Annotated in this window: 45 protein-coding genes and 1 pseudogene; 12 read left to right on the top strand and 34 right to left on the bottom strand. The window is 58.1% G+C overall.

The window, feature by feature from the left end; translation table 11 throughout:
- The 7 genes and pseudogenes from HMPREF2541_RS07970 to HMPREF2541_RS07940 all read right to left on the bottom strand — a co-directional run.
- Positions 1 to 258: pseudogene (locus HMPREF2541_RS07970) on the bottom strand (baseplate assembly protein); the annotation flags it as partial.
- 2 nt (positions 259 to 260) lie between these two features.
- Positions 261 to 638, bottom strand: coding sequence for a GPW/gp25 family protein (locus HMPREF2541_RS07965; protein WP_070542909.1), 378 nt, complete (start codon positions 636 to 638; stop codon positions 261 to 263).
- 128 nt (positions 639 to 766) lie between these two features.
- Entirely contained in the window at positions 767 to 1,378 is a 612-nt protein-coding gene (locus tag HMPREF2541_RS07960) for a phage baseplate assembly protein V (RefSeq protein ID WP_070542906.1), read from the bottom strand.
- Complete coding sequence (locus tag HMPREF2541_RS07955; RefSeq protein WP_070542903.1) at positions 1,365 to 2,507, bottom strand: phage late control D family protein; 1,143 nt, start codon at positions 2,505 to 2,507, stop codon at positions 1,365 to 1,367. Before HMPREF2541_RS07955 ends, HMPREF2541_RS07960 begins: the two co-directional genes overlap by 14 nt.
- Positions 2,494 to 2,742 (bottom strand): tail protein X, encoded by a 249-nt coding sequence (locus HMPREF2541_RS07950; RefSeq protein ID WP_064087614.1) that lies wholly within the window; start codon positions 2,740 to 2,742, stop codon positions 2,494 to 2,496. Before HMPREF2541_RS07950 ends, HMPREF2541_RS07955 begins: the two co-directional genes overlap by 14 nt.
- Positions 2,739 to 3,638 (bottom strand): phage tail protein, encoded by a 900-nt coding sequence (locus tag HMPREF2541_RS07945; protein WP_070542901.1) that lies wholly within the window; start codon positions 3,636 to 3,638, stop codon positions 2,739 to 2,741. Before HMPREF2541_RS07945 ends, HMPREF2541_RS07950 begins: the two co-directional genes overlap by 4 nt.
- Positions 3,638 to 6,439 (bottom strand): phage tail tape measure protein, encoded by a 2,802-nt coding sequence (locus tag HMPREF2541_RS07940; RefSeq protein ID WP_070542898.1) that lies wholly within the window; start codon positions 6,437 to 6,439, stop codon positions 3,638 to 3,640. The genes HMPREF2541_RS07945 and HMPREF2541_RS07940 overlap by 1 nt, the downstream gene beginning before the upstream one ends.
- 29 nt (positions 6,440 to 6,468) lie before the next feature.
- On the opposite strand from HMPREF2541_RS07940, the gene HMPREF2541_RS11995 reads away from it, so the two are divergent.
- Positions 6,469 to 6,753 (top strand): hypothetical protein, encoded by a 285-nt coding sequence (locus HMPREF2541_RS11995; protein ID WP_070542895.1) that lies wholly within the window; start codon positions 6,469 to 6,471, stop codon positions 6,751 to 6,753.
- Here the strand turns inward: HMPREF2541_RS11995 and HMPREF2541_RS11990 are convergent.
- From HMPREF2541_RS11990 to HMPREF2541_RS07810, 27 genes are all read right to left on the bottom strand, one after another.
- Positions 6,728 to 6,889 carry a GpE family phage tail protein gene (locus HMPREF2541_RS11990; RefSeq protein ID WP_246824980.1) on the bottom strand — a complete coding sequence of 54 codons (162 nt, stop codon included), beginning with the start codon at positions 6,887 to 6,889 and terminating at the stop codon, positions 6,728 to 6,730. The two genes, HMPREF2541_RS11995 and HMPREF2541_RS11990, sit on opposite strands and share 26 nt — an antisense overlap.
- Positions 6,876 to 7,160, bottom strand: coding sequence for a phage tail assembly protein (locus tag HMPREF2541_RS07930; RefSeq protein WP_067524688.1), 285 nt, complete (start codon positions 7,158 to 7,160; stop codon positions 6,876 to 6,878). The genes HMPREF2541_RS11990 and HMPREF2541_RS07930 overlap by 14 nt, the downstream gene beginning before the upstream one ends.
- A 140-nt stretch (positions 7,161 to 7,300) precedes the next feature.
- Positions 7,301 to 7,816, bottom strand: coding sequence for a phage major tail tube protein (locus HMPREF2541_RS07925; protein WP_064106305.1), 516 nt, complete (start codon positions 7,814 to 7,816; stop codon positions 7,301 to 7,303).
- Positions 7,817 to 7,830: 14 nt separating this feature from the next.
- Positions 7,831 to 9,228 (bottom strand): phage tail sheath family protein, encoded by a 1,398-nt coding sequence (locus HMPREF2541_RS07920; protein ID WP_070542892.1) that lies wholly within the window; start codon positions 9,226 to 9,228, stop codon positions 7,831 to 7,833.
- Between the two features lie 9 nt (positions 9,229 to 9,237).
- Positions 9,238 to 9,735 carry a Gp37 family protein gene (locus HMPREF2541_RS07915; protein ID WP_070542889.1) on the bottom strand — a complete coding sequence of 166 codons (498 nt, stop codon included), beginning with the start codon at positions 9,733 to 9,735 and terminating at the stop codon, positions 9,238 to 9,240.
- Positions 9,735 to 10,175, bottom strand: coding sequence for a DUF1320 domain-containing protein (locus HMPREF2541_RS07910; protein WP_070542888.1), 441 nt, complete (start codon positions 10,173 to 10,175; stop codon positions 9,735 to 9,737). Before HMPREF2541_RS07910 ends, HMPREF2541_RS07915 begins: the two co-directional genes overlap by 1 nt.
- A gap of 3 nt (positions 10,176 to 10,178) precedes the next feature.
- Complete coding sequence (locus HMPREF2541_RS07905; protein WP_070542885.1) at positions 10,179 to 10,544, bottom strand: hypothetical protein; 366 nt, start codon at positions 10,542 to 10,544, stop codon at positions 10,179 to 10,181.
- Positions 10,545 to 10,546: 2 nt separating this feature from the next.
- On the bottom strand, positions 10,547 to 10,888 hold the full coding sequence (locus tag HMPREF2541_RS07900) for a DUF2190 family protein (RefSeq protein ID WP_070542882.1): 342 nt from the start codon (positions 10,886 to 10,888) through the stop codon (positions 10,547 to 10,549).
- Positions 10,881 to 11,156: a Gp49 family protein gene (locus HMPREF2541_RS07895; RefSeq protein WP_064087603.1), complete on the bottom strand. Its 276-nt coding sequence runs from the start codon at positions 11,154 to 11,156 to the stop codon at positions 10,881 to 10,883. The genes HMPREF2541_RS07900 and HMPREF2541_RS07895 overlap by 8 nt, the downstream gene beginning before the upstream one ends.
- A 50-nt stretch (positions 11,157 to 11,206) precedes the next feature.
- Complete coding sequence (locus HMPREF2541_RS07890; protein ID WP_064087602.1) at positions 11,207 to 12,142, bottom strand: major capsid protein; 936 nt, start codon at positions 12,140 to 12,142, stop codon at positions 11,207 to 11,209.
- 32 nt (positions 12,143 to 12,174) lie between these two features.
- The gene (locus tag HMPREF2541_RS07885; RefSeq protein WP_070542881.1) at positions 12,175 to 13,278 is read right to left on the bottom strand and encodes a 2-oxoacid:acceptor oxidoreductase; all 1,104 of its coding nucleotides are present in this window, start codon (positions 13,276 to 13,278) and stop codon (positions 12,175 to 12,177) included.
- A gap of 201 nt (positions 13,279 to 13,479) precedes the next feature.
- Entirely contained in the window at positions 13,480 to 13,851 is a 372-nt protein-coding gene (locus HMPREF2541_RS07880) for a Mor transcription activator family protein (RefSeq protein ID WP_070542878.1), read from the bottom strand.
- Positions 13,848 to 14,324: a gp16 family protein gene (locus HMPREF2541_RS07875; protein ID WP_070542875.1), complete on the bottom strand. Its 477-nt coding sequence runs from the start codon at positions 14,322 to 14,324 to the stop codon at positions 13,848 to 13,850. The genes HMPREF2541_RS07880 and HMPREF2541_RS07875 overlap by 4 nt, the downstream gene beginning before the upstream one ends.
- Before the next feature lie 60 nt (positions 14,325 to 14,384).
- Positions 14,385 to 14,660, bottom strand: coding sequence for an HU family DNA-binding protein (locus HMPREF2541_RS07870; protein ID WP_070542873.1), 276 nt, complete (start codon positions 14,658 to 14,660; stop codon positions 14,385 to 14,387).
- Between the two features lie 48 nt (positions 14,661 to 14,708).
- Positions 14,709 to 14,906, bottom strand: coding sequence for a hypothetical protein (locus HMPREF2541_RS07865; RefSeq protein ID WP_070542870.1), 198 nt, complete (start codon positions 14,904 to 14,906; stop codon positions 14,709 to 14,711).
- 4 nt (positions 14,907 to 14,910) lie between these two features.
- A complete protein-coding gene (locus tag HMPREF2541_RS07860) occupies positions 14,911 to 15,798 on the bottom strand; it encodes a recombination-associated protein RdgC (protein ID WP_070542867.1) in 888 nt (295 codons plus the stop codon).
- Between the two features lie 2 nt (positions 15,799 to 15,800).
- A complete protein-coding gene (locus tag HMPREF2541_RS07855; RefSeq protein WP_023888057.1) occupies positions 15,801 to 16,418 on the bottom strand; it encodes a DUF3164 family protein in 618 nt (205 codons plus the stop codon).
- Positions 16,419 to 16,432: 14 nt separating this feature from the next.
- Complete coding sequence (locus HMPREF2541_RS07850; protein ID WP_070542865.1) at positions 16,433 to 16,819, bottom strand: hypothetical protein; 387 nt, start codon at positions 16,817 to 16,819, stop codon at positions 16,433 to 16,435.
- Entirely contained in the window at positions 16,812 to 17,309 is a 498-nt protein-coding gene (locus HMPREF2541_RS07845) for a hypothetical protein (protein ID WP_070542862.1), read from the bottom strand. Before HMPREF2541_RS07845 ends, HMPREF2541_RS07850 begins: the two co-directional genes overlap by 8 nt.
- Positions 17,306 to 17,626: a hypothetical protein gene (locus HMPREF2541_RS07840; protein WP_064090631.1), complete on the bottom strand. Its 321-nt coding sequence runs from the start codon at positions 17,624 to 17,626 to the stop codon at positions 17,306 to 17,308. The genes HMPREF2541_RS07845 and HMPREF2541_RS07840 overlap by 4 nt, the downstream gene beginning before the upstream one ends.
- A gap of 15 nt (positions 17,627 to 17,641) precedes the next feature.
- Positions 17,642 to 17,917, bottom strand: coding sequence for a hypothetical protein (locus tag HMPREF2541_RS07835; protein ID WP_070542859.1), 276 nt, complete (start codon positions 17,915 to 17,917; stop codon positions 17,642 to 17,644).
- Positions 17,918 to 17,922: 5 nt separating this feature from the next.
- Entirely contained in the window at positions 17,923 to 18,066 is a 144-nt protein-coding gene (locus HMPREF2541_RS12215; RefSeq protein ID WP_023888069.1) for a hypothetical protein, read from the bottom strand.
- Between the two features lies 1 nt (position 18,067).
- Positions 18,068 to 19,207 (bottom strand): ExeA family protein, encoded by a 1,140-nt coding sequence (locus HMPREF2541_RS07830; protein WP_064087591.1) that lies wholly within the window; start codon positions 19,205 to 19,207, stop codon positions 18,068 to 18,070.
- A 1-nt stretch (position 19,208) separates the two neighbouring features.
- Positions 19,209 to 20,987 (bottom strand): DDE-type integrase/transposase/recombinase, encoded by a 1,779-nt coding sequence (locus HMPREF2541_RS07825; protein WP_141744218.1) that lies wholly within the window; start codon positions 20,985 to 20,987, stop codon positions 19,209 to 19,211.
- A gap of 3 nt (positions 20,988 to 20,990) precedes the next feature.
- Entirely contained in the window at positions 20,991 to 21,821 is an 831-nt protein-coding gene (locus tag HMPREF2541_RS07820; protein WP_070542856.1) for a hypothetical protein, read from the bottom strand.
- 35 nt (positions 21,822 to 21,856) lie between these two features.
- Positions 21,857 to 22,144 (bottom strand): helix-turn-helix domain-containing protein, encoded by a 288-nt coding sequence (locus tag HMPREF2541_RS07815; RefSeq protein ID WP_067524721.1) that lies wholly within the window; start codon positions 22,142 to 22,144, stop codon positions 21,857 to 21,859.
- A gap of 1 nt (position 22,145) precedes the next feature.
- Positions 22,146 to 22,373 (bottom strand): DNA-binding protein, encoded by a 228-nt coding sequence (locus HMPREF2541_RS07810; protein WP_009425435.1) that lies wholly within the window; start codon positions 22,371 to 22,373, stop codon positions 22,146 to 22,148.
- A gap of 56 nt (positions 22,374 to 22,429) precedes the next feature.
- On the opposite strand from HMPREF2541_RS07810, the gene HMPREF2541_RS07805 reads away from it, so the two are divergent.
- The 11 genes from HMPREF2541_RS07805 to HMPREF2541_RS07755 all read left to right on the top strand — a co-directional run bounded on the left by HMPREF2541_RS07805 (position 22,430) and on the right by HMPREF2541_RS07755 (position 26,377).
- Complete coding sequence (locus HMPREF2541_RS07805; RefSeq protein ID WP_070542853.1) at positions 22,430 to 22,774, top strand: hypothetical protein; 345 nt, start codon at positions 22,430 to 22,432, stop codon at positions 22,772 to 22,774.
- Between the two features lie 161 nt (positions 22,775 to 22,935).
- Entirely contained in the window at positions 22,936 to 23,352 is a 417-nt protein-coding gene (locus HMPREF2541_RS07800; protein ID WP_070542850.1) for a helix-turn-helix domain-containing protein, read from the top strand.
- A 44-nt stretch (positions 23,353 to 23,396) separates the two neighbouring features.
- A complete protein-coding gene (locus tag HMPREF2541_RS07795) occupies positions 23,397 to 23,909 on the top strand; it encodes a hypothetical protein (protein ID WP_023887996.1) in 513 nt (170 codons plus the stop codon).
- Positions 23,910 to 24,027: 118 nt separating this feature from the next.
- A complete protein-coding gene (locus HMPREF2541_RS07790; RefSeq protein WP_070542847.1) occupies positions 24,028 to 24,558 on the top strand; it encodes an N-acetylmuramoyl-L-alanine amidase in 531 nt (176 codons plus the stop codon).
- Entirely contained in the window at positions 24,555 to 24,734 is a 180-nt protein-coding gene (locus tag HMPREF2541_RS07785) for a hypothetical protein (RefSeq protein ID WP_023887994.1), read from the top strand. The genes HMPREF2541_RS07790 and HMPREF2541_RS07785 overlap by 4 nt, the downstream gene beginning before the upstream one ends.
- Positions 24,731 to 24,997 carry a hypothetical protein gene (locus HMPREF2541_RS07780; protein ID WP_064087584.1) on the top strand — a complete coding sequence of 89 codons (267 nt, stop codon included), beginning with the start codon at positions 24,731 to 24,733 and terminating at the stop codon, positions 24,995 to 24,997. The genes HMPREF2541_RS07785 and HMPREF2541_RS07780 overlap by 4 nt, the downstream gene beginning before the upstream one ends.
- On the top strand, positions 24,975 to 25,376 hold the full coding sequence (locus HMPREF2541_RS07775) for a hypothetical protein (protein ID WP_070542844.1): 402 nt from the start codon (positions 24,975 to 24,977) through the stop codon (positions 25,374 to 25,376). Before HMPREF2541_RS07780 ends, HMPREF2541_RS07775 begins: the two co-directional genes overlap by 23 nt.
- Positions 25,360 to 25,563, top strand: coding sequence for a hypothetical protein (locus HMPREF2541_RS07770; RefSeq protein ID WP_064087582.1), 204 nt, complete (start codon positions 25,360 to 25,362; stop codon positions 25,561 to 25,563). Before HMPREF2541_RS07775 ends, HMPREF2541_RS07770 begins: the two co-directional genes overlap by 17 nt.
- Positions 25,563 to 25,769, top strand: coding sequence for a TraR/DksA C4-type zinc finger protein (locus HMPREF2541_RS07765; RefSeq protein WP_070542842.1), 207 nt, complete (start codon positions 25,563 to 25,565; stop codon positions 25,767 to 25,769). Before HMPREF2541_RS07770 ends, HMPREF2541_RS07765 begins: the two co-directional genes overlap by 1 nt.
- 3 nt (positions 25,770 to 25,772) lie before the next feature.
- Positions 25,773 to 26,075, top strand: coding sequence for a hypothetical protein (locus HMPREF2541_RS07760; protein ID WP_023887990.1), 303 nt, complete (start codon positions 25,773 to 25,775; stop codon positions 26,073 to 26,075).
- Positions 26,072 to 26,377: a hypothetical protein gene (locus HMPREF2541_RS07755; RefSeq protein ID WP_035574103.1), complete on the top strand. Its 306-nt coding sequence runs from the start codon at positions 26,072 to 26,074 to the stop codon at positions 26,375 to 26,377. The genes HMPREF2541_RS07760 and HMPREF2541_RS07755 overlap by 4 nt, the downstream gene beginning before the upstream one ends.

The raw sequence follows: 26,377 nt of genomic DNA, 5'->3' as shown, positions 1-26,377 counted from the left end.
AGACACGTCATCGCCGCACAAGTCCAGCATCAGGCCGGTGGCAAAGCGCGGGTGCTGCTGGCGGTAGGCTTCGTTGACCTGCTGGCGCAGCAGGTGCTCGCGGTAGGCAAAGGTGTTGATCAGCAGGCGTTCGATATGCGCCGGCTGCAATACCTTGCCCGCGCGTTGCTCGTAGTCGGCAATCATGGCGGCCAGGCTCTGCGCCAAATCGTCATCGACAATCTTGACCTCTTCGCGTTTCAGTTTGCTCAAATCCATTTTCAGGTAGCCTTTATTGCAATATCGGTGCGGTAGATTTCGCCCGCCACATCGTCCGCCACGCGCCAATGCACGGTCATGGTGATATGCGGGGCGTGGCCGTCAAACGTGACCTGCTCGACCAGCGCGCGTTTTTCCCATGTTTGGATGGCGAGGATGACCTCGCGCACGGTATTGGGAATGAACTCATCCTCGGGATAGTCGATGTAGTCGAACCAATTGCTGCCGAAATCCGGCCGCAACACGTCGCTGCCCTTGCGGGTGGCGAGGATGTTTTCGATGCACTGGTTGATGTCGTCGAGGTCTTGCACGATGTCCTGCCCGCTCGCGAGAGGGGCGGGCTGCCAGTGGCGGCTGCGCGGGGTGGTCTGGGTAGTCATGGGCTTATTCTGCCTGTGCGGTGGCGGCGGGTCTTTTAAACGGGTTTAAAAAACAATCCCCGTATCGGGCGGGATACGGGGATTGTGCTGCGGGGATTGTCCGCGGTCTTGTAAAACGTTTTCAAAAATCAGCCGGCCTGCATGCTGCCGGTGGTGCCGCCGGAGTCGCCGGGGTGGACGTGGCCGGAGAGTGGGATACCGTTGAGGATGATTTCGCCGTTGACGCGCACGGTGCCTTCGATGCTGGCGGTATCGCCCCCGCCGCCGTTGGAGGCGGTCAGACCGGCGGTGTAGGTCAGCATGCCCTTGACTGTGGCGTTGCCTGTAATCTCCGTTTCCGGCGACTGGATTTCCACTTTCGAAGCGGCCTTAACCACCACCTTGCCCGGAGTATCGACGGTTACCTGCCCGTCGGCTCTGTTGTGGCTGATGACGGTGCCGTTGGCAAATTTCTTCAGCCACATATTCGCATCGGCGGCGGGCGTGCCGTCCTGCTCGTTGTAGATGACGCCGAGGCACACACCTCCCTCGCCGCGCGCGTCCAACAAACACACGGCCAGCGCGCCGGGGTCGGGCAGCGCGTAGAACTGGTTGCCGCCCGCGCCCAGGCTGACCACCGGCAGCCAGTCGGTTTGGATGTCGTCCAAAGTCGGCACGGTCACGCGCACCGCGTGTTTGGCCGCGTCCACGGCCGAAACCGTGCCGAACTGCAGGGTGGCGGTAAAGTCATGGGTTCGCATTTTTGGCTGCCTGTTTTTTGGGTTGGGTTGCGGCGGCCGGCTGCGGCGGCTCGTCCGGCACATATTCGACCATCTTCACTTCGAGGTCGCTGGTAAAGCCGCCGCCACGGCGGATTTCGTGCCGCGCCTGTTTCACAAGATATTTGCCGCTGAACTTGCCGAAGCCCTTGAGCTGCACCACCTGTCCGGCCACCAGCTTGGCATTGCCCACCATGGAGAAATTACCCGCCACTTGGCTTTGCTGCGCATTGGCCAGCGCGGCATCGGCGCGGGCATTGACCTGCGCCTGGCTCTCGCCGCGGTTGGCCACGATTTTGAGCGTGTCGCCGCTGCTGGCGCGCTTGCCGCCCGGACGCAGCGCCTTGCTGCGCCGGCGGGTGCGGCGCGTGGTCTTGCGTTTGGCATCGTAGCCGCTCACCACCGCTTCCTGCGGCACGCCCTTAATCAGGTCGCGCAGCCTGAAATTTTTGATGTCTTCCGGCAGCAAGACCGCCGCCGGCTTTTGTTCCGCCAGCGCGTCGTTGGCTTGGAAGACCAACTGCCTGCCGACGATCTTGAAGGTGTGGCCGTACTCTTTGGCCAAACGGGTCAAAAATTCTACGTCGCGCTCCTGATACTGGGTCACGCGCTCGATTGGGATGTGCCGGATGGTGCCGGTTACCTTTAGGTGCAACCGTCGGGCAATGCGGCGCACGATGTCGGCCAGCGTGGTGTGCTCGTAGGCACGGCCGCGCTGGGTGCGGTTGGATTTGGTGATGCCTGTGGACAGCGCTTTCAGGGTAATCACGGACGGCGGGTGCTGGTACTCAATCTCGGCCAGCTCCATGCTGCCCAGCTTGAGCATACCGTTAATCTGGTCGCCGATTTCCAAGCTGATTTTGTCGCCCTGCTCGGGATACCACTTTTGCCGCCAGCGGCCGTCCACGTCTTCCAGCTCCACCTGCACTTCGTCCGATTGGCCTTCCAAGTAATCGGTGTAGCTCACCGATAACAAATAGGGCTGGATGTCGCTGGTAATGTCCTTTTGCTCGTATTTGATGATGACCTTGGGCAGGGTCACCGGATGGCTGGCCGTGCTGTTCAGGCTACCTGAAAGCAAGGCACCCAGATGGAGGTTAGGCATCTGCATCGTCGTCTCCGTTATCGCCGCGCAGCCACGGCGGCATGTCGGCTTGGGTTTGGGGTTTGGCCGGGATAACCGGTACAAACACAGTCAGGTTGGCGGCGAACTGCTCGGCCGCAGGCAGGTGCGGATTGGCGGCAATCAGGCGGGAGATTTCCAAAGGGTTGCCGTAGTATCGCCAGGCAATCAAATCCCAGCGGTCGCCCTCGCGTGTCAGGTGTCTTAATACCGATTCGCTCATTTCGTCCCGTCCTTTCTGCCGGCCAGCCACGCGGTCAGGCTTTGCGCACCGCGTGCGCCGTTGTTCAGGCTGTCGGCGGCCGAGGCAATAGCCGCCGCGCCGCCTTCCAGCCAGCCGCCCACCGTGCCGCTTTGCGCACCGTTGCGTAGTGCGGCCAAACCGCCGGAGAGTTCGCGCGCCGCCTGGCCGCCGTAGGCCAGCATTTCGGCCGCACCGGACAGGTTGCCGATGTATTTGCCGACTTCGGGCAGCCGGTTCAATTTACCCAGCGCCGTGCCGCCAAGATTGACCGCATCGCCCACCACGCCGAGCAAAGCGAGCGGGTCGTGTTTCAGCTCGCGGGCATGGTTAATCAGGGTTTGCAGCTGGCCGACTTCCTGCTCGACGCTGCGATAGATGCGTACGCCGGTCTGCACCGCATCGGCCACTTTGGACAAAGGGGCACGCACCGACTCGGGCAACATGGCGAGCAGCGGGTTTTGGCCGTTGGCCACGCCCGGGGTCGGCAGCGGGTTGTTCGGGTCGCCGACAAACTGGGTCAGGCTCACGTCCAGCTCGCGCGCGGCGGTGCGGCCGTGGCCGTCCTGCAACAGGGTGCGGGCGGTCAGCGACTCAATCACAAACCAGCCGACAAACCTGCCGCTCCCGAAAACCAGCGACACCGCCTGCTGTGCCTCTTTGGCCGCAATCAAGCCATTGTAGGCCGCGTCCACATCGCCCAGCTTCCAGTGCAATTTCAACCCGAAGCGTATCTGCGTCAGATCGTTGCCCATCGCCTGCAGGCGCGGCCGACCGGCCAGCACCTCGTGCTTGGCGTAGGCAGCGCTGTGCGTCTCTTCAAGGTCGGTAAAGCTGCCCAATAATTCAAAACGGACATCGCCCAACATGGCAAACATCAATAAGCCCTCCTGGCTTTATCGGCCATCAGCCGTTCAAACCATTGCTCAAACTCGCGATAACTCATCTGCATAGCTGCTTGAATCTGCCCTGCATCACCACCGGGCACGTTGATGGTTGGAGAGAAATGCACCGTCATCCCGCCCGCCGCGGCCGAGTCCTGCCGTGCGGCGGAAAGCTCGGCGCTGTTGGCGGCCATTGAAGCGGCCAACGAGGAAGTGTTGTCGCTGAAACGCTGTTGCAAACCACGCGAAACCGAGCCAATAGCAGCCAACGGGCGCGGTGCGGCTTGGTTGATACCGATTTGCAGGCCTTCCATCATCCAGCCGCCAAAACGGCGGAACACGCGGCTTGGCGATCGGATCTGGTTGCTTTGGGCAAAGGCATTTTTAAACCACGCCGCCTTCTCGGCAAACCAGCCCTTAACCGCTTCGAATTTGGCGATTAGCCCATTCCATAACCCTTGGATAATGTTGCTGCCGAACTCGGTAAACTTGGCCGGCAAGTCGATGCCGAACCACGAGAGAACGGCAGCAAAGGCCGAATAGAACGCGCCAATGGGCGACCAGTTGAGAATCAGGCCGAGGATGCCGAGCAGGCCGACGTCGAAGGCGGTTTTGATTTGTTCCCAAGCCGAGCCGACCAGCGAGGAAATGCCGTCGAAAATCATGCGCCAACCGTCTAGAATCATGGCGCCGGTCTGCACCACCGAACTCAGAATGCCGCCGACAACCAAACCGAAGGTCTCACCGAAACTGCGGGCGCTGCCTTCGGCCACCTGATTGACGCTGAACAGCTCGCCAAACCAATCGATAATCGGCTGCACGAATGGCCGCACTGCTGCCCAAATACCGCTGAACGCCTCGCCAAGTGCGATTAAGGTTGGTTTGACTGGCTCCAGCCCTTTCATGATGCCGTCAATCACGCCGGCAAAAAACGCCTTGATCGGATTCCAGTATTTGTAAATCAGCACGGCCGCCAGGGCGATGGCCATAATCGCCCAACCGACCGGCGTGGTCAGCAGCGAACGGGCAAGAAACATAAAGCCCTGCCGCACCAAGCCCAATGCCACATTCAGTTTGCCGAATACGCCGGCACCTTGGCCGATGCGGCCGAATACCGAGGCAAACGGCGCGGCCACCCTGCCGAGTCCGCCGGCGATACGGGTCGCCCATTGGGCGGACATGCCGAAGGTACGCAGCAGGCTCACGCCGCGCGATACCCCGCTCATGCGGAACAGCCGCCACATATTGCGCATGGAGCGGATTTTCTGAAATCCCGTCCACATTGAACGGAAAGGCATGGCAATCAAAGAACCGGCATAAGCAAGTCCGAGGAAGACCAGCTTGAGCCCAATCAAGCCTACCGCCAAACCGGCAACCACTTTAATGGCTTCTTTATGCCTGCTGATAAACGGCATGGCATATTGCTCAATCACGTTTTGGCCGAAGGCGGCAAACCGTTTCAAATCAGGTGCGAATACTTCGCCGAACTTGGCGGCGGCATTTTCGGCCATCCCGCCCAGCGCCTCTATTGCGCCTGACAGGGTGCCGGTTTTTACTTTGATGCGGTCTTCCAAGGATGCCTGCTGATCCATCTTGGCAATCATGGCATCGAAGCCGCCCAAACCGGCCTGGCCGAGGATGGAGGCCACGCGTCCGCCCTCTTGTCCGAACAGGGCATCGGCCACATCCATCACGCCTTTGTCGCCGAAGCGGGCGCGGACTTTGCCGAACTCAGATTCCAGCGTGCCGGTAATCTCACGCAGCGATTTCATGCTGCCGTCTTTGTTGAAGAAGTCGAAATGGGCGCCGGACTTTTCCACCATGTCGCGCACTTCCGCCCGCATGCCCTTGGCGGCCATTTCCATCATGGTCGGCCCTTTGGACAACTGGCTCAACATCATATTGAAGTTGGTACCGAAGCTGGAACCCTCCAGCCCTTTATTAGCAGCCAACCCTTCTACCGCATAAATCTGTTTCTGATTCTCCAAACCGGTCAGGCCGAGGGTATTAACCTTCGGCGCATAGTAGGACATGGCTTGATACATGTCCTCCTTACTCAGGCCGGCAGCGAAATAGGCACGTTGGGTCAGGTCGGCCGAGCGCAGCAGCTCAGACTCCTTGATACCGTGCGCCTCCATGTTTTTGGCAAAAAAGCTGCCGTCGGCGATCGGAATGCCCATCACGGTATTCAGTCGGGCGGTAGCCAGACCGCCGCCGTTGATGATGGTTTCATCCGAAATACCCTGGCTCTTCAAGCCGAGCGCCATATTGGTAAAGTCGGTTTTATTCCCCGGCAGGGCGGCGCCCCATTCGGTGGTCAGCCGGTCGATTTCATTGAAGCGGCCGAAGCTGCCGTCGCGGCGCATCATGGAGATTTTCAGATTGGCAGACGCATCCTCCTGCTCCATAAATTTACGGATAGACCCGACCACCGGCGCAGCGATAACCGCCGCATGGCCGGCTGTCTCCACCATTTCGGAACGCAGCTGCTGGCGGTGCTGTTGTGCTGCCCGCTGGCCGGCAATCGCCTTATTCAGGTCGTTCTGGGCGCGGGTGGCACGATGGATCTGCATTGTCATGACAGCAAAGGCACGGCTCTGTTCGGACAGGTTGCGCGAGGGCATCAGCCTCTGCTGCTGACGGATAGAGCGACCAAACGCATCATTGGCGTGGGTCGCTTCTTTGATGGCCGAGCCTAGAGATTTGGCGGTACGCTCGGCGCGGCCGAAAACTGTGGTAAATCCGGCCTTCAATGCGGCGGCAATGGTTACACCGACTAAAAATTCCTTTGCCATACTGGTTTACCTGTGCTAATAATCAACTTATGGAACTTGACTTCAAAAACAATTTCACCCTCTCACTGGCCGCCATACTGTTTTGTCTGATGGTGGCCACCGCTTCCCTGTGGCTGTTTGCCAGCATGTGGGCGGCTGCCGGCTTCTGGACGGCGTTGTTCGGGTTTGCCGTCTTGGGGCTGATACTGGCCTGGCCTGCCGGTGTGGCATTTACCGTCGCCAGTTTCTCCCTTGCCGTGCTTATTTCCGGCATCTGCCGGCTGTTCCGATACTCTAAACAGCCGGGCTCTACATCTTCGAATACTTCGTTTTAACCTGCCGGTTGGCCTGCTGCTGCCAAATCAAAATCTCATCCGGCGACATCTCTTCAATCATCTTGGGCGAAAAGCCGAACCACCAAGCCAAATCGGCAGCAGCTTGGTGGTAGCTGTCCCAATCAATTTGCCCCAATACAAAACGTCTGCAGCTTGCTGTAATCCTCCCACGCCATATTCTCGAAATCCTCCGGCATCAGACCGGAAGCCAAGGCCATGACATGAATCTGCTGTAAGGCCGCACTGTTCGGGTACAACTCGGCTGCCCGCTTGTAGTCTTTCACCAGCACGCGGCGGGTGGTCACTTCCGTAACCGTGCCGTTTGGTGTCTCAATCGGCTGTACCAGCTGGATGGTCTGGGTAACACCGATTTTTTGTTGTAATTTTTGTGCTTCGTTCTGAGCCATTTTTGCAATCCTTTTTCAAATTGGCCGGGCGGTGCGGCCTGATAAAACCGCCGGTGGTAAATAAAAATCCCTACATCGGATTTGATGTAGGGATTGTCGCTTGCGGGCGCTTTAAAGGTCTTTTAAACGGCTTTAAAAAACTATGCCCCGATATTGCGCCGGTAGGTCTCTTCCACGTCCACGCCGTCTACGCGGTATTCGTTGCGCAGGGCGTTGTAGTACAGCACCTCGCGCCCGTCCAGCACTTGGCGGATTTCAGTAGTCTGGTAGGTGCTGGAGAACTCCGCTTTTTCTTTCGGTTTGTAGCCGCCCAGCGCATTCTTGCTGAAGGTGGCAGTTACCATCGTCACCAGCGGCACCTCCTTCACGCGGCCTGTGGTGTCGTAGGTCTCCACGTTGGCACGCACCATCAGCTGCACCGCCTTGTAGGGGTTGGCGGCTTTGCGCGCCACTTCGGGGAAAAAGCTGTTCCAGGTAATCTCGCCCTCGAGTGCGGCCACGCCCATCGGCAGCTTGACCGTGCCTTTCAGCCCCAGTCCTTTGTACTCGTCCTGCTCAAACTCAAATTCCGGCAGTTTGAACTCGCTGGCCTTGCCCAACAGCTCGTTGCCGTCGATATAGACGTTGGCGTTGTAAATTACTTTGATATCGGACATCTTTCATTCCTTCCTTATCGTTGGCTGACCAAGTTGGCCAGATATTTGCGGGTCATCACGCTGGCATTGCTGATGCGTTCGGCTGGCAGCTTGGGCGTGTATTCGTACTTAATCGGCACTTGGCCTTTACTGAAAGCATCCACCAAGTCGTAGTCGTAATCCAAGTCCACGCTGTAACCGACGATGGATTGCAGGGTGCCCAGATAGGTGCGGATGGAGCCGAGCAGGCTGTCAATCAGGGCATCGTCAATCGGTCGGTCGATATACTGCAATTCGAAGCGGCGGATGCTCTCGTCGATGACGTCGCCGGTGCGTTGCGCCACCTCGAAGTTTTTGATGTGGGACACGGTCGGGAAGCAGGCCAGACGGTTACCCCAGAGGCGGTAGCCGGTGCCGTAGCTGTTGAACACCGTGGTAATGCCTTTTTCATTGAGGCGGTTGGTGTCGCTCTGCGGATCGTCGGCGCGGGCAGTCAGCGGCATTTCGATGCCGGTCACGCCCAGCAGGTCGCGGTTGGACGAGCTGTACCAGTAGCCCTGTTCCACGTCGGTCTTCATACGCAGGCCGGCAGCGTGGGTAGCTAGGCTCTCCACACCGAGCAAACCCAACACATAGGGATAGAACAGCATCATACGGTCGCTGGAGGTTTGGAAGTTGATGCTGCCCAATGGGCCACGGCCTTCGATTGCCTTGCTCAGGGTGGTCTGCTGCGGGGCGGCGGCGTAGCCGATAGCCTTAATCTGCTCAGCCAGCACTTCGATGGCGGCACGGCATTTGGCGGTCTTGTCGTACTCGGGCACGATGATGATTTTGGCATCGGCACCGAAGCGGTTGAAGCCTTCAATCACCGCCTGCAGGCCGGTGCGTTTGCCGGTGGCGGCCACATAAGCACCGATGATCTCTTCTTCGGTTACCTTGGACGGGTCGGTGTAGGTATAGCTGATGGTCGGCGTGGTCGGTTTGGTTTTAAACACAATCTCGCCGGCCAGGGCATCGGTGACGGTGTAATCGCTACCCTCGTTCAGGGCACTGGCACCGTCTTTTACCATGTAACCTGTTTGCAAGGCCGGATGGGCGGTGCGGGCGGTCAGGGTGTCGGCATCCACCGTCAATGCTTCATCAGCCACGCTGCTCTTATGCTTGGCCGGGTCGCACACATTGACCACATAGGCGGTACCGGCCTTGTAGCGGGTAAAGATATTGGCGGCATCAGGCAGGGTAAAACCCTTGCCGGTCAGGCTGCTGCCAAATTGCAAGAAATCGCGGGCGGCGGCGCATACGGTCAGGGTATTGACCGCACCGGCCGGAGCCGTGCCGACAATGGCGGTAATCGCGCCGTCGGCGGTGTAGATCGGGCTGGTGCCGCCGTCGATACGTTTGGTTTCCGTACCGTGGTGGAAAGCTGCGGACATAATAATCTCCTAGGGTTTGGGTTTGATATCGGGGTTGAGCGGCTGGCCTTTCTGCCGCAGGTACAGGCTGCTGACTTTGGGTCGGATATCCGCCGGGCGGCGTTCGACCTGTTGGGTTTCGGTTTGGGCAATCAGCTGGTACTGCCATGCGCCGCCTTCTTCGGCCAAAAACTGCTCGCTGATCAGGTGGCACGGTTCGCAGTCGGGCGGGCGGTAGCCGGTGATGGCCAGCCGCAATGCGTCGAGCAAGTCCAAGGCTGCGCCGTCATGGTTCAGGCCGCGCCCGAACACGGTCAGCGCCAGTGTGACGTCGCGCTGCTGGCCGATTAGGCCGAGGCCGTCCGGGCGGGCAAACTTGCTGCCTTGATAGCCGACCAGCACCGCGCCCAACGGTGCCATAAAGCGGTAGCCGGCCGGGTCGTCGGGGAACAGCTCCACCGTGTAGGCGGGCAGCTCGGCGGCCAAGTAATCGCGTACGGCGGTCAGAATCGGGCGGGTGGCAGACATCAGTAGCCTCCCCAATCCTGCTTGGCATTGCCGCGCACACGGTAGGCACCGCGCTCGGCCTGCGGCCGCTCGGTATCGCTGGCCAATTCGTCGGCACGTACACCCAAATGCAGCTTGCCATCACGTACCTGCACCAAGAGCTTGAGCGCGTTGTCGTAGGCTGCCTGCAAAGGTTTGGGGAAATCGGCAGTGTTGATGCGGCGGGGATGCAGCCAGTAGCGCGCGATGTCGCTGCACACCGGCCGCAGGATGCTGGGTACCGGCTCCAGCGGCAGGGTGTAACGACCCATCAGGTAGCCGTCGGCAATTTCGCAGGCATAGGCGATGGCTCTGTCCACCACTTCCCAGTCCGGCTCGGTGCTGCCGCCGATATCGTTGGTCAGTTGGGTCAGCTCGGCCAGGCTGACGGCAGCCTTGATGTCTTCGCGCGTGATGTACATGGCCTAGTCCTTTTTGCCTCTGCCGCGTGCTTTGGACTGTTCTTCAGGCTGCTCGGCAGATTCTGCCGGCTGTTCGGTTTCAGCCTGTGCCGGCTGCTCTGTCTCGGCAGGCGCGGTTTCGGCCTCAGCCGGTTGTTCGGGCTGGGTCGGTTCGGCAGGCGGCTGTTCCGGCACCGGTGTTGTGCCGTCCGGCTGGTAGCCGGATGCGGCCAAGTCTGCGTCCGAGATGCTGCCTGCGGTCACATGTGCGGCCACCAGCTCGTACTGCTCGGGTGTCAGGTCTACGGCTTCACCGGCTTCGACACGGAACTCTTTGCCTTCGGCATCAGCCAGAATCAGCGGGGTGTTGGCGATATAGGTTTTAATCATGGCTAACCCCTCAGTAAAACTTGGATCAGCTCGCCCGCGCCGGCAGCGGCACTGCGGGCAATGCCGACGGCCTTGGCACTGCCTGCGGTCTTGACGGCGCAGCCTTGGGCATCGGGGGATACCTCGTCGCCCACGGCCAGCGCGCCGCCGGCTTCCACCACCACTGTGCCGATGGTGTCAACGGCCAAGATTTCGTTGATGTCAGCATCGTAAGGGGTGGCGCCCAGCACCTTATCGGTAGCCGTAGCCTGTTTGCCGGCGAAGCTCACAAAACGGTTGGCCACGATTTTGCCGGTGGTTTTAACGGTGGTGACCAAGACCACCTGTTTGGTCGGTTTAGACATTGTTTTGCTCCTGTTTCTGTGTAAACACGTTTTCTTTCACTCGATAGGCTTCCAGTTCCCACAGCTTGCGGACGGCATCCTGATAAGCCGCCTCACACCCCACTTCTTGATCAAACATGTCCGGGTTGATACAAGCTGACTGGCCAATTACCACAAAGCCCGATTTCAGGGTCAGCGAGCAAACTGTAGCTGTCGTTTCGCCAATACGGTGGTAATCGGCTTTGTGGATTTTGTCGGTCAAGTCTTCCAAGGTAACGGACAAATTCATACTGTTCTCCTTCAGGCTGCCTGAAAATCTCAGGCAGCCTGTTTCTAGGTTTAAGCGATGGCTTTCTCGAAGAGATAGCCGCAGGCACCACCGATGGCGGCAGCTTTACGGATGTCGGTGTAGCGCACATACTCCACCTTGCCGCCCACGCCTTCGTAGCGGTCTACCACCGGCATGCCGCGGCGGCGGAAGGTATAGCCGAAGGCGGGCATACCTTCGTCGTTGCCGGCTTCGACCGGTTTCGGGCGTACGATCAGGCTGGCGAAATTGCCCCACACATCCTTGGTGGCTTTCTTGCCGTCGGGTGTGGAGATGGCCTCGCCGACGATGATTTCTTCCACATCCAAGAGGCGGGTCAGCTGCTCGAGCGTAAGAATCCCGCGGTCGCTGTTGGCCGACAATTGCCCGCGCAAGCCTTTATGTAGGATCAGCTTGCTGTACACCGATGCCCCCAATACCAGCACGTTCGGGCGCACGCCGCAGGCGGCACGCACTACTTCCCTTGCATTGGCAATATCGGCCTGTACATCGGAGGTATCGTCGCTCCACTGCTTGGTGGCCGACAGGTCTTTGCTGTGGCCGCTCTCGTAGGTGGGCTTGGCCTGAATCAGCGCGGCAATCTCCAACTCCTGTCGCAGCTGGATACCGGCGGTCACGCGGCGGGTGGCCTTGGCCTTCTCATCAAACACCGATTCGTGCTGTGCGCGGTAATCCACGCCGGCGGCCAGATCGTGCTCTTCCAGCACCACCGACATCTTGCCCGGGAAGTCCAGCGTAATCACATTGCTGGCGGCACCCACGGCACGCTCGGTTTCATACTCGATCAGCGAGCCTTTACCGAACTTCGGCACTTTGATGCCTTCCTTCTCGGTCAGTACCACCGGCATGATGCGTTCGCCGATGAAACCGCCCTGTCTGTAGCCCAGCGCCAGCTTGGTCAATACTTCGTCCACTTGGCGCAGGTTGCCTAAATACGTGTTGCTCATGTTTTATCTTCCTTTACTGGATAAACGGTTAATCAATCTGCCGTGCGGCGCGCGGCTTCTTCGTAGGTGATGCCCTCGGCTTTCTGCAAAGCCAAAGCCCGCTCGTGGTGGCTCATGCCCTCGGCGAAGTTCAGGCTACCTTTGGCCATCTGCCCGGTCGGCAGCTGCTGCGGCAGCACCGCCGCCAAAAACTCGCGCAGCGCAGTGCCCAGCGGCTTCGCCGCCTCACCCTCGCCGAAGTCGGCGGTGGTGTGCTCAGGGTGCTCGGCAAAATCCAGCACCTGCACCACCAAGGCTTTGTCGGCAGGTTTCAGGCGGCCTTCTTTCACCAGTCCTTCGGCAAAGTCGGCGTTTTGCTGGTGCGACGCGTCGCGCAAATTTTTTGCCTTTTCGTCTTTCAGTTTTTTCAATTCGGCCTTGGCCTGGGCGGCGTCGGCCTCCGCCTTCTCACGTGCGGCCTTTTCGGCAGCCAGTGCGGCGGCTTGGTCTTGTTCAGACATAGGAGACTCCTTATGGTCGGTTGGGTTGGGGGTGGGAGGGGGATCGGCAAACAACACCGGGTCGGGCGGCAGGTCAGGCCGGGCGGCCATTTCCTTGATGCCTTCGATTTCCCAGTCCGGCACCACCTTGTCGGCGGCGTCTTGGCCAAACTGGGCAATCAGCCATTCGCGCATATTGCGCCACAGCCGGGCGGCGATACCGTGTGCCGCTTCGGAAAACTCAATCACGCCTTCCTCTGCCGCGCCGAACTCAATCGCCCGCAGCCCCTTGACCGCCGGGGCGTGTGCGCCGAGGAAGCCGACATGGCGCAGGTAGTAGCTGTCCGGCACCGGGTTGTTCGGATGGCCGGGCGGCCAAAAGGAGGCGGATACCTTCTTGTAACGTCCGGCGCGGACGGCCTCGGCAAAGCCATCATCCATCTGGGCGAACTCGGCAGTCAGGCTGCCGCCGTCGGCTGCCAGCTTCGGCACCCAGCCGTAGGCCGGGGCGTTCATGGCCGGATGGCCGATGACAATCGGCGCTTCGTGCAGCTTCGGGTCGTACACCTCGGCGGCGCGCTGTACGTCGGCATCCGTGATGTTCCATTGGCTGCCGTCGGCACTGGTGCGTTTGCCGCTTCGAAAAATCTCAAACATAAAAAATCCCCGTCATTCGTGTTAAGCGAATGATGGGGCATGGGCTACCTGAAAGTCTTTTAAACGGGTTTAAAAAAATACCGCCGAAGCCAGTGTCGCCAAATTTGCGTTTTAAGCGCATTCGGGCGGCGGGATAAGCAAACGTACCAAACCGTAAAAAGACATCGGTCAGGAACGTTCCTGACCGACCTTGTGCGCGTTTTAATCTGTTTTACTCCCTTTGCCTTTCCCTTCATCGAACAAATCCTGCTGTGCGGCGTCGATTTTAGCCTGTCGTACCCGTTCGATGATGCGGTAAACCCACTGAACGGAGAAACCGTATTCTTTGGCCAGTTCGTTCTGATTGCTGCCGTTGAATTTTTCAAAAATCTCCACATCACGTTCATCGATATCCCACAATACACCGTGCGGGATGTAGAACAGTTGGCCGCCCCATTCCCGCGCCATGCGTTTGGCTACATGATTGCCGATATTTTTAGCCTGCTTTTTGTCCGCCACCCCGGCAGATTGCACTTCCTCTCCCACCTTAGCCGCCAAATCGGACAGCAGCTCGGCCACCCTTGCCTGTGTCATGTTCCCGCTCCTTCCCGCGTTACCCGCTGTTTCCATTTTTTCAAATGCTCAATCACCCGTGAGGCATCGTCCACACTCAGCCAGCCTTGGTAATCCACGCCGGTCATGCGGGATACGAAACGGGCTAGGCTCAGTTCCGAAGGACTGCGTACCGCGCCCAAGCGGTGCAGCTCCAGCCACAGGGCGCGTATTTTTTTAATCTGCGCGTCCACTCCGTCCGCTGCCTCGCGCACCGGGATATCCTGCCGGCCGCTCTCGGCCTGCGCCTTGGTGGTCACAACGAAGCCCTGCGCCTTCATACCGCGCAAGGCCAACTCCAGCTCGGCCACGCTCATCTGCTTGCTGCTGGTCTTGCCGCCCGATACGTTGGCCAGCAGCCTGCGGTAGGCGGCATCGTCCAGCATCAGCTGGTTTTTGGCCACGTGTAAGAGCTTAATCAGGCGGGCTTTCTTGTGGGCTTTGGGTTCACGCATTTGGACTCTCCTAATGTTCCACTGATGCCGCCGCACTGTGGCAGCGGCATGGGTTGAACATCACGCTTTAACCAAGTCTTTGAGCTTCTCGCTTGGCGCGAACTTCACTTTGCGTTTGGCCGGGATGTCGACCGGCTCGCCGGTTTGCGGATTGCGGCCGGTACGTGCGGCTGTCTCGACCACCTTGAACGTCCCGAAGCCGGGCAGGGTTATCCGGTCGCCTTTGGCCAAAGCCTCCGTGATACTGTGTTGCACGGCCAGCAGCGCGATTTCGGCATCGGCCCGGCTCAATTCGCCGTGTTCGGCAATGGCTTTGATTAACTCTGATTTAGTCATGGTTTAACTCCTGTTTAAATTGCGGCAGGCCGTGCCGCTCGGTATTACTTACTGGACGGTACACGCCCGGAACTCCTTGCCGGTTACCGCCTTAAACTCCTGCTTAATCAGCTCCATCGCAATCAGGCTGAGATTTTGCGCGATGCTACCGCTGTCTTCTCCCGGGTCGGGCAGCCGTTCGTCTGACGTTATTTTCAGCATGACCCCGCGCGGGGTGTCGGCAATCATGATGGTTACGGTGGCCATATCGTTACTCCTGCCAACCGCCCATCAACTCAACCAGCTCGCCGATTAAGGCGCTCAGATTGGCGGACACGATGAGCTGCGAAGCAGCGGCCAAGTCGGCGGCATCGTCGCCGTGGTTTTCCGCTGCTTCCTGCAGCACGTCCAAATACTGGATACGTTTGAGCGTGAACTCGCTGGTTAGCACAAAGGCAACCCGCTCGTCCCAAACCAAGCCCAGTTCGCTCACTGTCTTGCCGCAGCGCACATGGCTGGCCACTTCCTCGGCTGTCAGGTCTTGCCGTTTGATGCATATCTCCGGTGGCACATCACCCGCGCCTCGCAATGAGGCAATGTCGTCCAGCTCAAAGCGTCCGGCGGCATGACCGCGCAGCAGCCATTCAGTCATCAGCGCCGATGGCGTTTGGCGGGTGTGGGCCAGCTGGACTTTCAAGCCGCCCAAGGCTTCGCGCAGTTTAGCGAGCAGGTTTTCCGCTTTGGAGGCGGCAGCGCTGTCCACCAGCAACATGCCGTCGGCAAAGAGTGCACGGGTATGGGTGGCGCGGACAAAGGCACGTGGCAGCAACTCATCGGTTACCTGCTCCTTCAATTCCTGCCGTTCTTTGCGACCAACCGAACGGCCTTCCTGCTGTTCAATACGTGCCACCCGCTCGTCTACCGCCCGCTGGATGACACTACCCGGCAATACCTTCTCCTCCCGCCTTAACGCAATCCCCATCGTTTGTTCGACCTTAAAGACCAGCTCGGGGGTAAAGCTCTGCGGTGCGGCAAAACCCTCGGTAAACCAATCCAACCCACCGCACGGAGCAAAGGGTGCGTCGGCCAATTTGTCGGCCAGCAGGGCGGCATTCGGGGTTTCAGGCAGCCTGAACACGGTACATTGACTAAACCACATAATTACACCTTTGCAATATCCAAATTCATCAGCTTGTAATCACCTTCGTCATCGCGGCGGTACACCCTCACATAGGCCTTGCTGGTCAGGATTTGCAGGCTATCGGCCACCGCATCCATCGCCTGCTGCCATTTCGGGTGACTGATTTTCAGGCGGCGCAGCCCCAGTACTTTGCCGGTGCTGATGTTGCCTTCCTTGTCGGTTGCAAACGCGGCCTGCACAATCGTCCACACGTCGGCATCGGTCACTCCGGCCAGCATGTCGTGCAGCGCCTCGTCAATCAGCGCCTTGGCCGCCTGCAAGCCTTCGTCGAAGCTCAGGGTATCCTGTACGGCGTATTGCACGCGGTAGCGGCCGTCGAAGCTGTGTAGGGTCAGGTTGCCTTTTTTCTTGCCGCCCAGCTCCACGCCGAAGCGTTCGGCGGACAGTTGCACAAAGGCATTGATGTCGTCCATCGCCCCACGTTTGTAGTCGGCCAGCTGCTCGGCCACCGCCTGCGCTTTGCCGACAATCTCCATCACCAGTTCATCGCGCAAGAGGTCGATTTCGCGGATGTTGTCAATCGGCACCAGATTGCCGCGTGCGTCCTTCTTGTATTGGCTCATATCAATTTGGCTCATTTTCATTCCTTCCTTTACCAAGTCTTTCCTTTTAAAACGTTTGCGATTTTTTGATACATCTTTTTCAAATTTTCCCGCCCCCTCTTTTCCTCTTCCGGTGTCAGCTGCCTTTTATGTTCCAACTGTGGCAGTTCCTTCCTCGGCGGCAGGTTTTTAATTAGCATTTTTGGAGTCGGCCAGCGTTCAATTTCGGCCAGCAGTCGGGCAAAACCCTGGGTAATACGCCCGGCATCCTGTTGCTCGTCCCATTTGATGGGGAGTGAGGCCATCGCTTCCATCCATACGCTGGCCGTCAGCTTGATACCGCTATTGGGAGGTGCGCCGTCCGGGCGCAACATCATCAGTTTTTGCAGCCCAGTCAGAATTTCGTCGCGGGCGAATTTCGGCAGAGTCTTATCCATGTTTCATTTCCTCCAGTTGTGCCACTGCATCTAAGGTTTTACTGGCTTGGCGCGGATTGCTGGTGCCGGTAACTGGCACGACTGCTCCACCGTCTATCGGCACCGGCACCGCATTGCCCGCCCAGCCAGCGATAATCTCGTACAGGTAGCCATGAGATTTAAGCGGTGTACTCAAACGGCCGTTGTCGCGCGCATCCAGCACCCGGTTAAACGCCCAAATCCATGCCTCGCGCGGCGCGGGGTAACTCTGCCGCTTGCGGGTAATCTCGCCCGCCTGAATCAGCGGCACCAGCTCGCCCAGCAGTTTGGCCGCCCGCGCCCAGCTCAGGTCGCGCTCGCCCGGGCGGAACAGGCCGAGATAGCGCAGCGCGGCTTTGGCCAGCTCGTCGGAGATACCGGCCAGCGCCACCATCAAATTGCGCGCCTCGTCGTGGGTAATCAGCACCTCAAGGCTGGCGCTGGCGCCGCAGCAGGGGCAACGGGTTTTCATGCTGCCGTTCCTTGCTGCTTGGCGTCCAGCCGCATAAAGGTATCGATATTTTCGCGTTCGGCTTGCAGGGCGAAATTCCTGTCTTCGGTGTCCATATCTTCCGGGTAGTCGCACAGGATCATCCAATCCAGCCGGGCAGTGTCGGGATGTATAACAAGCTCCAAATCATCGCTATAGACAAGCTCTGTCTTCTCTTCGGAGATAAATTGCACAGTAACCTCATCGCGTGTGTTTGCCTCTTCCAACACCACACCGAATACCGGATTTTCTACATCTTTGAAACGAACATGGTCGCCAAATTTAAAACAGGTTTTCATTTCATTTGTCCTCACTTATTTCCCAACCGGGTCATACACAATCCCGCGCATCCGCTCTTGATCACTCATGCGCTCGTACACTGCTGCCGCTTCGGCGGCCTCACTCTCAGCCTGCCGCTCTTTGGCTGCCAGCCGTGCCGCTGCCGTATCCGGTTGTCCCACCAGCTGCCGATGGGCGGCCGGCTGCGGGGTACAGCTGCCGGCCATGGCGGCATAGGCCACTGCCACGATGGCGGCAATCAACCAGTTCCGAGCTTCGCGGCGGGCAACGTTTTTTAATTCCGGCCACATGGTTGTTATCCTTTCCAACTGATGCGGATATAACGCACCGCTTCGCCGATACCGATGCCGATGATGACCAGCGCCAGCGCCAAGGTCAGCGCGTTGCCGAGCACCTGCCAGCAGCTTGCCTGTACAAACCAGTTCCAAAATGCACTCATCTCACACCCCCCTTACCATGTCGCCGTCTACCGGCATCTGCAGCTCGGCCGCCTGATTCATGGCCGCCGATACCAAGTTGTTCACTGCCAGCGGGTAGAGCAGGCTGTGCTCTTCCACCCCGCGCCCGCTGCGGCCGCGCACCGTCAGCCGTTCGGCCACCGCGTCAATCGCGCTCTCGTCCATAATTTTGGTGATGTCGCCGCCGGCGCGTTCGATTTTGTGTTTCAGGTAGCCTGCCAGCCGTCCGTCGGTCAGCGGCAAGAGCGTCACCACCTCGCAGCGCTGTACCACTTCGCGCACCGCCGGGTTGTTTTCGCTGAGCTTCTGCGCCAGTTCGGTCTGGCCGACCAGTACGATGCCGAGCAGGCGGTCAAAACCGTTTTTGAGTTCGAAGAAGCGTTTCAGGTGCTTCAGGGTGGGAATCGGCAGGCCGTGTGCCTCTTCGATAATCAGCACATGTTTGTTGCCCGCCTTCGCGCTCTCCTGCAGGGCGCGGTGGATTTGGCGGAAACGTGCTTCCGAATCGCGGTAGGGGCGGGTGCCGGGTGATACTGCCTCCAAGATGGCGGCGGCAATATGCGCGGCTTTCAGGGTTTTGCCCTTCACATCGTTGTCTTCCATCGCCAGCACATACGGTTCGATGGTGATAACCTGCCTGCCATCACGGTTGATGCGGTCTTGCAGGTCTTCGCGCAGGGTGGACTTGCCCGCGCCGCTTTCGCCGACCACCGCCACAAAGCCGCCGTGGCAGGCCGTTTGGAACATCGCTTCGCGCACATAGCGCACATCAGGGGTCATATACACATCCTCTGCCGACCTGATTTCATCGTTGAACGGATCGCGTACCAGGCCGAAATAACGGCGGGTGGCTTGGGTCAAAGTGGCTTTTCGTAGTAACATATCGTCGTCCTCGCTTTCATTAGGGTGGGCAGGTGCGGTTTCCGGCTCGTTTCTCAGGCTCGCTGGGATGTCCGCACCATTCAGTTTAAAAAAGTCTCTCAGTTTCCCGCGCAGCTCAGCTGCGCCTTTTTTTGGCCATTCGCCGTGGTTGATTACCGCTACCAACCTGGGCTTGCTGCAGCCGATTTCGGCGGCGGCCACGGCGTACGATTTGCCGATTTTTCTAAATGCTTCCTTCATCTCATGCCCCTTTCACAATCCGCAGGCTGCCTGCGGTTTTCAGGCGGCCGAATACTTCTTCGATCTGGCTGGCGGCCACCCCGTCCGGGTACAGCCGTTGCAGGGTTTTCACCGCCTCGCCCCAGTTGCCGCCGGCCGCTTCGATGCGCGGTTTGAGCAGCTTGGCCAGCTCGACCTTGCTCAACACCTGCTCGCGCACTTCCATCGTGTTGTAGGCCATCTGTTGCCCTTGTTTGGGCATATACAGGGTGTTGGCGGCGGCCAGCGTGTCTTCCTGATGTTTGAACGGGTCGATTTCGCCGCCGAAGGGCACCGCCTTACCTTTGCGTTTGCCCGCTGCCGCTTCCAGCGTGTCGGCCTGCATCGCCAGCTTGTCCAGTTCCTTGGCGTGGCTTTGGGCGATGGTGTCGGCCTGCCCTTTGTATTCCGCACCGATGACGGCGGCATCGGCTCTGAAACCCATCTCGTCAAACACCACCTCCGGCACCGCCTGCCAGATTTCGTTGCCTTCGCTGTCGTAAGTGGCGATACGTGCGCCAGTCGGCTCCCACGGGTTCTTGGCCACCAGCAGTTTCTGCCCCACCAGCACGCTCTTGATGTCTTTCACGCTGTACACCCGGCCGCCGAAGCGGATTTCCAGATCGGGCGACACTTTGGCTTCTTTCGGCGCGGAAACGGCCAGCTCGCGGCAGTAGTCGGCAGGCGGCGGCAGAATCAGCTGCTCGGCCTTGATTTTGTTCCATGCCTGATAGCGGGTCAGGCCGTGTCGGCTGTGAATCTGCGTGCCGTTGTAGTAACGCATCCAGCGTTCGGCCAGGCGGTTCAGCTGCCCGATGTCGTGCACCTCGGTAAAGCGCAGGCTGCTTTCAAACGCCGTCTCCACAATGTCGTTGCCTTTTTCCACCTGTCCTTTGGCGCGCGGGTTACCCGGCTTGTTGATCTGCACATGCACGTCCAGCGACTTGCACAGGTTTTTAAACGCTGCCGAGGTATTCGCACTGCCCGGGTCGAGCATCACCATGCGCGGCACGCCGCGGAACGGGTCTTTCAAAACATCTTGCTTCTCCTGCATCATGAAGATAAAGAAGTCGCACAGGTTGGCGCTGGTCTCGCCGCCGAAATAGTAGCGGGCAAGGATGGTGCCGCTGGCGTGGTCGGTGCCGGTGTAGCGCCACACGCGGTCGTTTTCGATTTTGACCACGTTTTTCGGTTTGTTTTTGTAGAACTCTTCCTGCTTCATTACCCGCAAGCCGCTGTCCTCGCCGCTGCGCGGTAGGTAGTAGAGCACGCACAGACTGGGGTCGATCTGCCAGCAGTGGTTCGGGTGTTCCGATTTCATGCGGTTTACCGGCGCGGGCTGCAGCAGTTGGTCTGGGTGCAGCTTGTATTCGCGCAGGGCGCGGGTAACCGTGCTCTCGGACAAGGGCAGCACCTCGCCCGTTTCCTCATCCACGCGGGCGGCGTCGATTTTGCCGTTGGCGCGCAGCATCTCCACCGCACGGGCGACCGACATCAGCCGTTTGCCGTTTCGCCGCATCGCCTCCATCAGCACGGCCGAAATCAGCTGCGCCTCGTGCAGGCTTAATTCCGAGCGGCCGGCATCGCTGCGCCGTTTGCGGCAGGGCTTCACACTGACCGCTTCCAGTTTGCGGTACAGCGTGGCCACGCTGATGCCCAGCTCGGCCGCCTGACTTTTCAGGTAGCCTGCCTTCTCGCCGTGGCCGAGGGTGGCTGCATGAGCGGCCACGGCAGCCAGTTTCTCGGTCAATGCAGGATTCATGGTTTACTCCCCGTCCAGCCATTCCGGCTTGGCGTTGGTCGGTGCTTCTTGCGGCAGGGTAAAGCGTTCGCGCAGGGTTTCGGCATCGCGGATGATTTGGTTGATGGCCGCCACCATCTGCGGGCGGTGGTCGTAGCCGTTGGCTTCGCCGTGTGCCAGCATCTGTTCGAATACCTCGGCAAAGCGGCTCAAGTCGCTGCGGGCGGCCACTTCCAAACCGGAAAGCTGCATGGTCAGCTCGCTGCCCACGTCTTCGGGGCTCGGCTCTTTGCCCGTCTGCTTCTTGGCCAGTTTCTCAGCCAGCTCGTCCACCTTCTTGTTTTTGTCGGCGATGATTTTGTCTTTGGCCTCGGCGGTTTCGCGGCTCTCGCGCAGGGCGGCGCGGAGTTCGCGTACCGTCATCCTGTCCACATCGTCCAAGGTCATACCGTTCACTTCGCCGCCATCGGCCAACTCAGTAAGGGTCTCATCCTCCTCCACCAGCAGCTCTAGCAGTTTGGATTTACCCAGCTCCATCAACTTAGACTGAGCCTTCTGCATTTGCGGTGTAGCAAAACGGCGCGTGGCCTGCGTGAGCTGTTGTGCGGCGCGTACTGACATCCCAAATGTTCCGCAGACGTCTGCGAACTTTTCCCAAGTCATGTGTTCTTTCAACACAATTAGGACACGACCAAGCTCAAACATACCTTCAACGGTCTGCCTCATTGCTTGGCGGCCACGTTCAATCCAACGATCTTCGTTATAAGCCTCACCGTTGCCCCATTGCTCCATTACCATCAGACTGTGCATAGCTGTCTGGTTGCTGTGTTCAATAATTTCCATTTTGTTGCTCATGTTCTAGTCTCCAAAAGTTGCGACGTCGCAACTTATCAAAATGTAGTGGTACGTTGGTTCAGTTCTTCCAATCTGGCCATCATGCCTTCCTGTTGCCGTCTGAACCGTTCGGCAATCTGAAGCGTCTTCACGCTGTAGGCGAAATTGCCGTTATCCAGCTTCACCACCAGCCCCGCCTCAATCAAATCCTCCAGTTCGCGGGTAACGTAAGACGGGTTAAGGTCTAGGCCGTCGGCGATTTCCTTGTTGCTGATGCCGATTAGCGGGTGCGCTTCCAATGCCTTGAAGACACTCAGCAGCCGCTGTCCTTTTCCGCTCGCCATATCAATCCTCCGGTTGCTCTTTCAGTCCCAATTTAATCGCCGCCTCGTGCGCCATACCGCGCCGGCCTTTCAGCTGGCCGCGCAGCAGGTGCTCCACCACCGTGCGCTCAAAGCCGAAATACCTTGCCCACGCGCTGCGGTTGATGCCGTGCCGCACAAAGTACCGCTGTGCCGACTGTGTTGTCTGCGGATAGGGCAGCGGCAGAAATTTGTCATGTTGCTTACTCATTTAGTGCCTACCTGTGTTAATCTGTGCTAATCGTTTATTCCAAGGAGTCCCGTGCCATGCATATCGACAACGCCCCTGGGTTTTCTACTGCCGAAGAACATATTGCCGAGCTGTACCGCCGGATAGATGGGTTAAGTGACCGTATTGAGAGTCTCGACTTGGTGTTCTATCCCATTTGCCTCGCCATCCGTTTGCAGTCCCTCCTTTTCTTTGATGAAATCACGTCCGGAATAGAAACTGTCCATCGACAGAAAACAAAAGAGGCGGCGGAGGCGGATTCTCCGATTGATCCTAATAAGGTCTACGCTTTGGAACGCTTCTTAGCGACAGCCAAGCTTGTTCGAGAGAGTGCCGAAAATGTTCAATCCGAAGTTGCCGCTGCCGGGAAGCCAGCCGGATAAAAGCCTTTCTCTTCCGGCTCAAGGCCGCTTGGATTTCCTGACGTATGATTCGACGCAATTCTTGTTCGGTCATTTTTCGTCCTTTTCTGTGTCGGATTGGTTTTAACTGTGGTGTTGCGTGTAGAATAATCTACATTTGTAGTTTTAGCAAGGGGAGAATTGTGAATTTTGTAGATTTTTTGTACAGAATAAAGCAAGAGCTTGATTTAAAACAAGATAAGGATGTGGCTAATTTTTTAGGATTAGAGATAAAAGCATTTTCAGCAAGAAAAGCAAGGAATTCGGTGCCTGAAGATAAGTTGCGTCTAGCCGCAATTGCACATCCTGATATGAAGATTGATGTTGACTATATTTTGACTGGCACTCGATCTAGCCAAACGGAAATAGTGAGAGTCCCATCCCCGAGTTATACAGACAAGAGGCTACCTGAAAAATCTACACCCAGCCTGAGCGAGGAAGAGCAGGAGCTGCTGGCCTTGTTCCGCCAGTCTAGCGAGCTTGGCCGCGCCGTCATCATGAGCGCCGCCCGGGGCGCAGAGAAAAAAGAAGCCGCATCTGCGGCTGATCAAGTAGCTTAGTTTTAATTGTCCGTTTAATTGAACTGAATGAAAAGGAGATGAGTATGAAAAAAGCAACATTATGTCTACTATCCATTTTGGCGTTGGCAGCTTGTAATCAAAGCACCTCTTCTCAAGAAACTAAGGTAGAGGAGCCAAAATCCAGCTCTGCATCTGTTGAAGTAGCACGGCCTGAGCCTACTGCGCCAGAATTAAAGCTGATCGAAGATATGCAGTACATCACAGATAAACTGAAAACTATCCCAACTTTGGGTAAAGTTGTTATCTACACCGAAGAGACCGACCCAAATCATCGGCTTGGCCGCCCTGGGCAATATTTCGCCAAATTAAATTTTACTGATACCCGCTACAAATCAGAGCCTGAAAATTTCGGTACGATAGAAGTCTTCAAAACAAGAGAGGAGTTGGAGGAAAGGTATGACTATGTTGCTTCGGTTACCAAAGGGACTCCTTACCTCGTATACCAATTCAAACATGAAAATCTTCTTATGCGGCTGCCGCAAGAAATGACTCCGACACAAGCCAAAGAGTACGAAGCCGCCTTAGAGCAGATGTAACGTAGCTGCCCGATTAGTAGCTAACAATGCTGGTAAGTTTTTTTAAACCCGTTTAAAAGACCCCCGCCACCCCCATCAGCCACAATCCCTGCATCAACACCGATGCAGGGATTTTCTTATGTATATCACCATTACCGCAGGACACAGTAACACCGACCCCGGCGCCGTCAACGGCAGCGACCGCGAGGCCGACATCGCGCAAGACATGCGCAACATCGTCGCCTCCATCCTCCGCACCGACCACGGATTGGAGGTTAAAACCGACGGTGAGGGCAAGGGCAATCTGCCTTTGCGCGAGGCAGTCAAGCTCATTAAAGGCAGCCGTCTGGCTGTCGAGTTCCACACCAACGCGGCACTCAATAAAACCGCCACCGGCATTGAAGCCTTATCTATCCCAAAAAACAAAGCCGCCTGCCAGCGCCTGTGCCGTGCTGTGGAACAGGTCACAGGCTGGAAGCTGCGCGGCGAAGACGGTTACAAACCAGACAACGCCGGCCAGCACAGCCGCCTGGCCTACGCCCAAGCCGGCGGCATCATCTTCGAGCCGTTTTTTATTTCCAACGACGCGGACTTAGCCCAATGGAAGCAAACCAAATGGAGCATCTGCCGCGCCATCGCTAACGCTATTGCTGAAGAGGTCAAAGCATGAAAGAGAAAAAAACATTGGTGGCGCTGGCGCTGTCTGCCGTATTGCCGAGCCTGACCCATTCCGCACCCCGGCTGGAATATTCGGTCGGCGCGGGGAGCTACCCGCTTAGCGGCCGCCGCAGCGGTGTGGCTGCCGCCAGACGCGCCGCCAAACGGCGTAGAAAGGCTGGAAGATGAATAGCCTTAAAAACTGGCTGGCCGGCGCGTTTACCAACCCGTCCAGCGGCCAAGCCAGCCACACCAAGGTATGGGCCAACGTGGCCTACGCCGTGATGACTTATAAATTTGTCATGGCACCCGAACCGGTGGAGTGGATGTGGTGGAGCTACGGCTGCATTGTGGGCGGCTACGCCCTCATCAAGCGCGGCCTATCCATCATCCCGCAGCTGGAACAGATCAAACAACAGGGAGATCAAAATGTGGATGCTACCGACGAATAAATCTTTGCTGTACGCACTCGGCATCGGCCTGACATTGGCCAGCGTATACGGTGCGGGCTACACCCACGCCCGCCGTATCTATCGCGGCGAAATCGCACAGCTGCAGCAGCGCCATACCGAGCAGGCGCTGGCCGCCGAACAAGCCTACAGCGCCAAGCTGGCCGAAGTCAGCGCGGAAAAACAGAAGTGGCACGACTTCGCGCAGCAGCAATCGGCAAAGCTGGCTGAAACCACCCGTCAATTGGACACCCAAACCACACGCATCAAACAGGAGATAGCAAATGCAGTCAAAAACGATCAAAGCAGCGGCCGTTGTTACAGCGGCCTTGGCACTGGCAGCCTGCAGCTCTACAAACAAGCCCTTGGCTACACCAATTAAGGTGGTGGAGCGCCCGGTGCTGCCACCCGCCGCTGCCGAACTGCTGGCCGAGCATCCGCGCCCGGCACCGCCGGTTTCAGGCAGCCCCACCGATTTGCTCAATCACGCCGCCGACTACGGCGCATGGTGCGGCAAACGCGACACCCAAGTGCGCGGGTGGCAGGAATGGTATCGGAGCAAGCAGTAATGGATATTTCAGACAGAGCCACCCAGCAGGAGGAGCTGGCGCGCGAGGAGGCATTACGCCAAATCAGGCTACCTGAAAAACCCGCCGCCTCATACACGCACTGCGTGGATTGCGGTGCCCGCATCCCCAAACGTCGCCGCCTGGCCGTCCCCGGCTGTACAAGATGCGTGGGCTGTCAGGCATACCAAGAAATCGGATACCCCTGAATCATGGATAACAGAACCTTTATCAGTATCGAATTTTGGCAAATCGTCTCTTTCCTAATGGGCTTTTTGGGCGTGTGCTGGATGTTCGGCAAGATGCTACTCACCCATTACGAAAGCCGGTTGGCTCAGGTTTATAACAAAAGCGAAGAGTTGGAAAAAACCGTCAACAGCCTGAAAGAAACCCTGCCGCTGAACTACGTCCTGCGAGAAGACTACATCCGCGGACAGGCGGTGTTGGAAGCCAAAATGGACGCACTCCATAAAACCATTAGTGACCTTTATAAATTGGAAAGTGGGAAAAAATGATGCAACAAGCCCGTACTGCCGGCCTGCGCTGGCAGATTATCAGCATTCTCAACAAAGCCCGCCCGCACACGTCATCCGAAGTCATGTTGCTGGACATCCTGCGGGCAATCTATGCCGATACCACCGTCACCGAACTTAGGCGCGAACTGGACTATTTGGCCGACCGCAAGTTGGTGGATCTGGTCAAGCAGCCCATCGGCATGTGGCTGGCCGACCTGACCCGATTGGGTGTGGACATCGCCGAATACACCATCGACTGCCAGCCCGGCATCGCCCGTCCGCCCAAATACTGGGAGGGTTGA

It is taken from the genome of Eikenella sp. HMSC061C02 (assembly GCF_001809035.1).
Lineage (GTDB): Bacteria > Pseudomonadota > Gammaproteobacteria > Burkholderiales > Neisseriaceae > Eikenella > Eikenella corrodens.
Note: the sequence above shows the minus strand (reverse complement) of the source record. Positions and strands in the feature narration are given on the sequence as shown.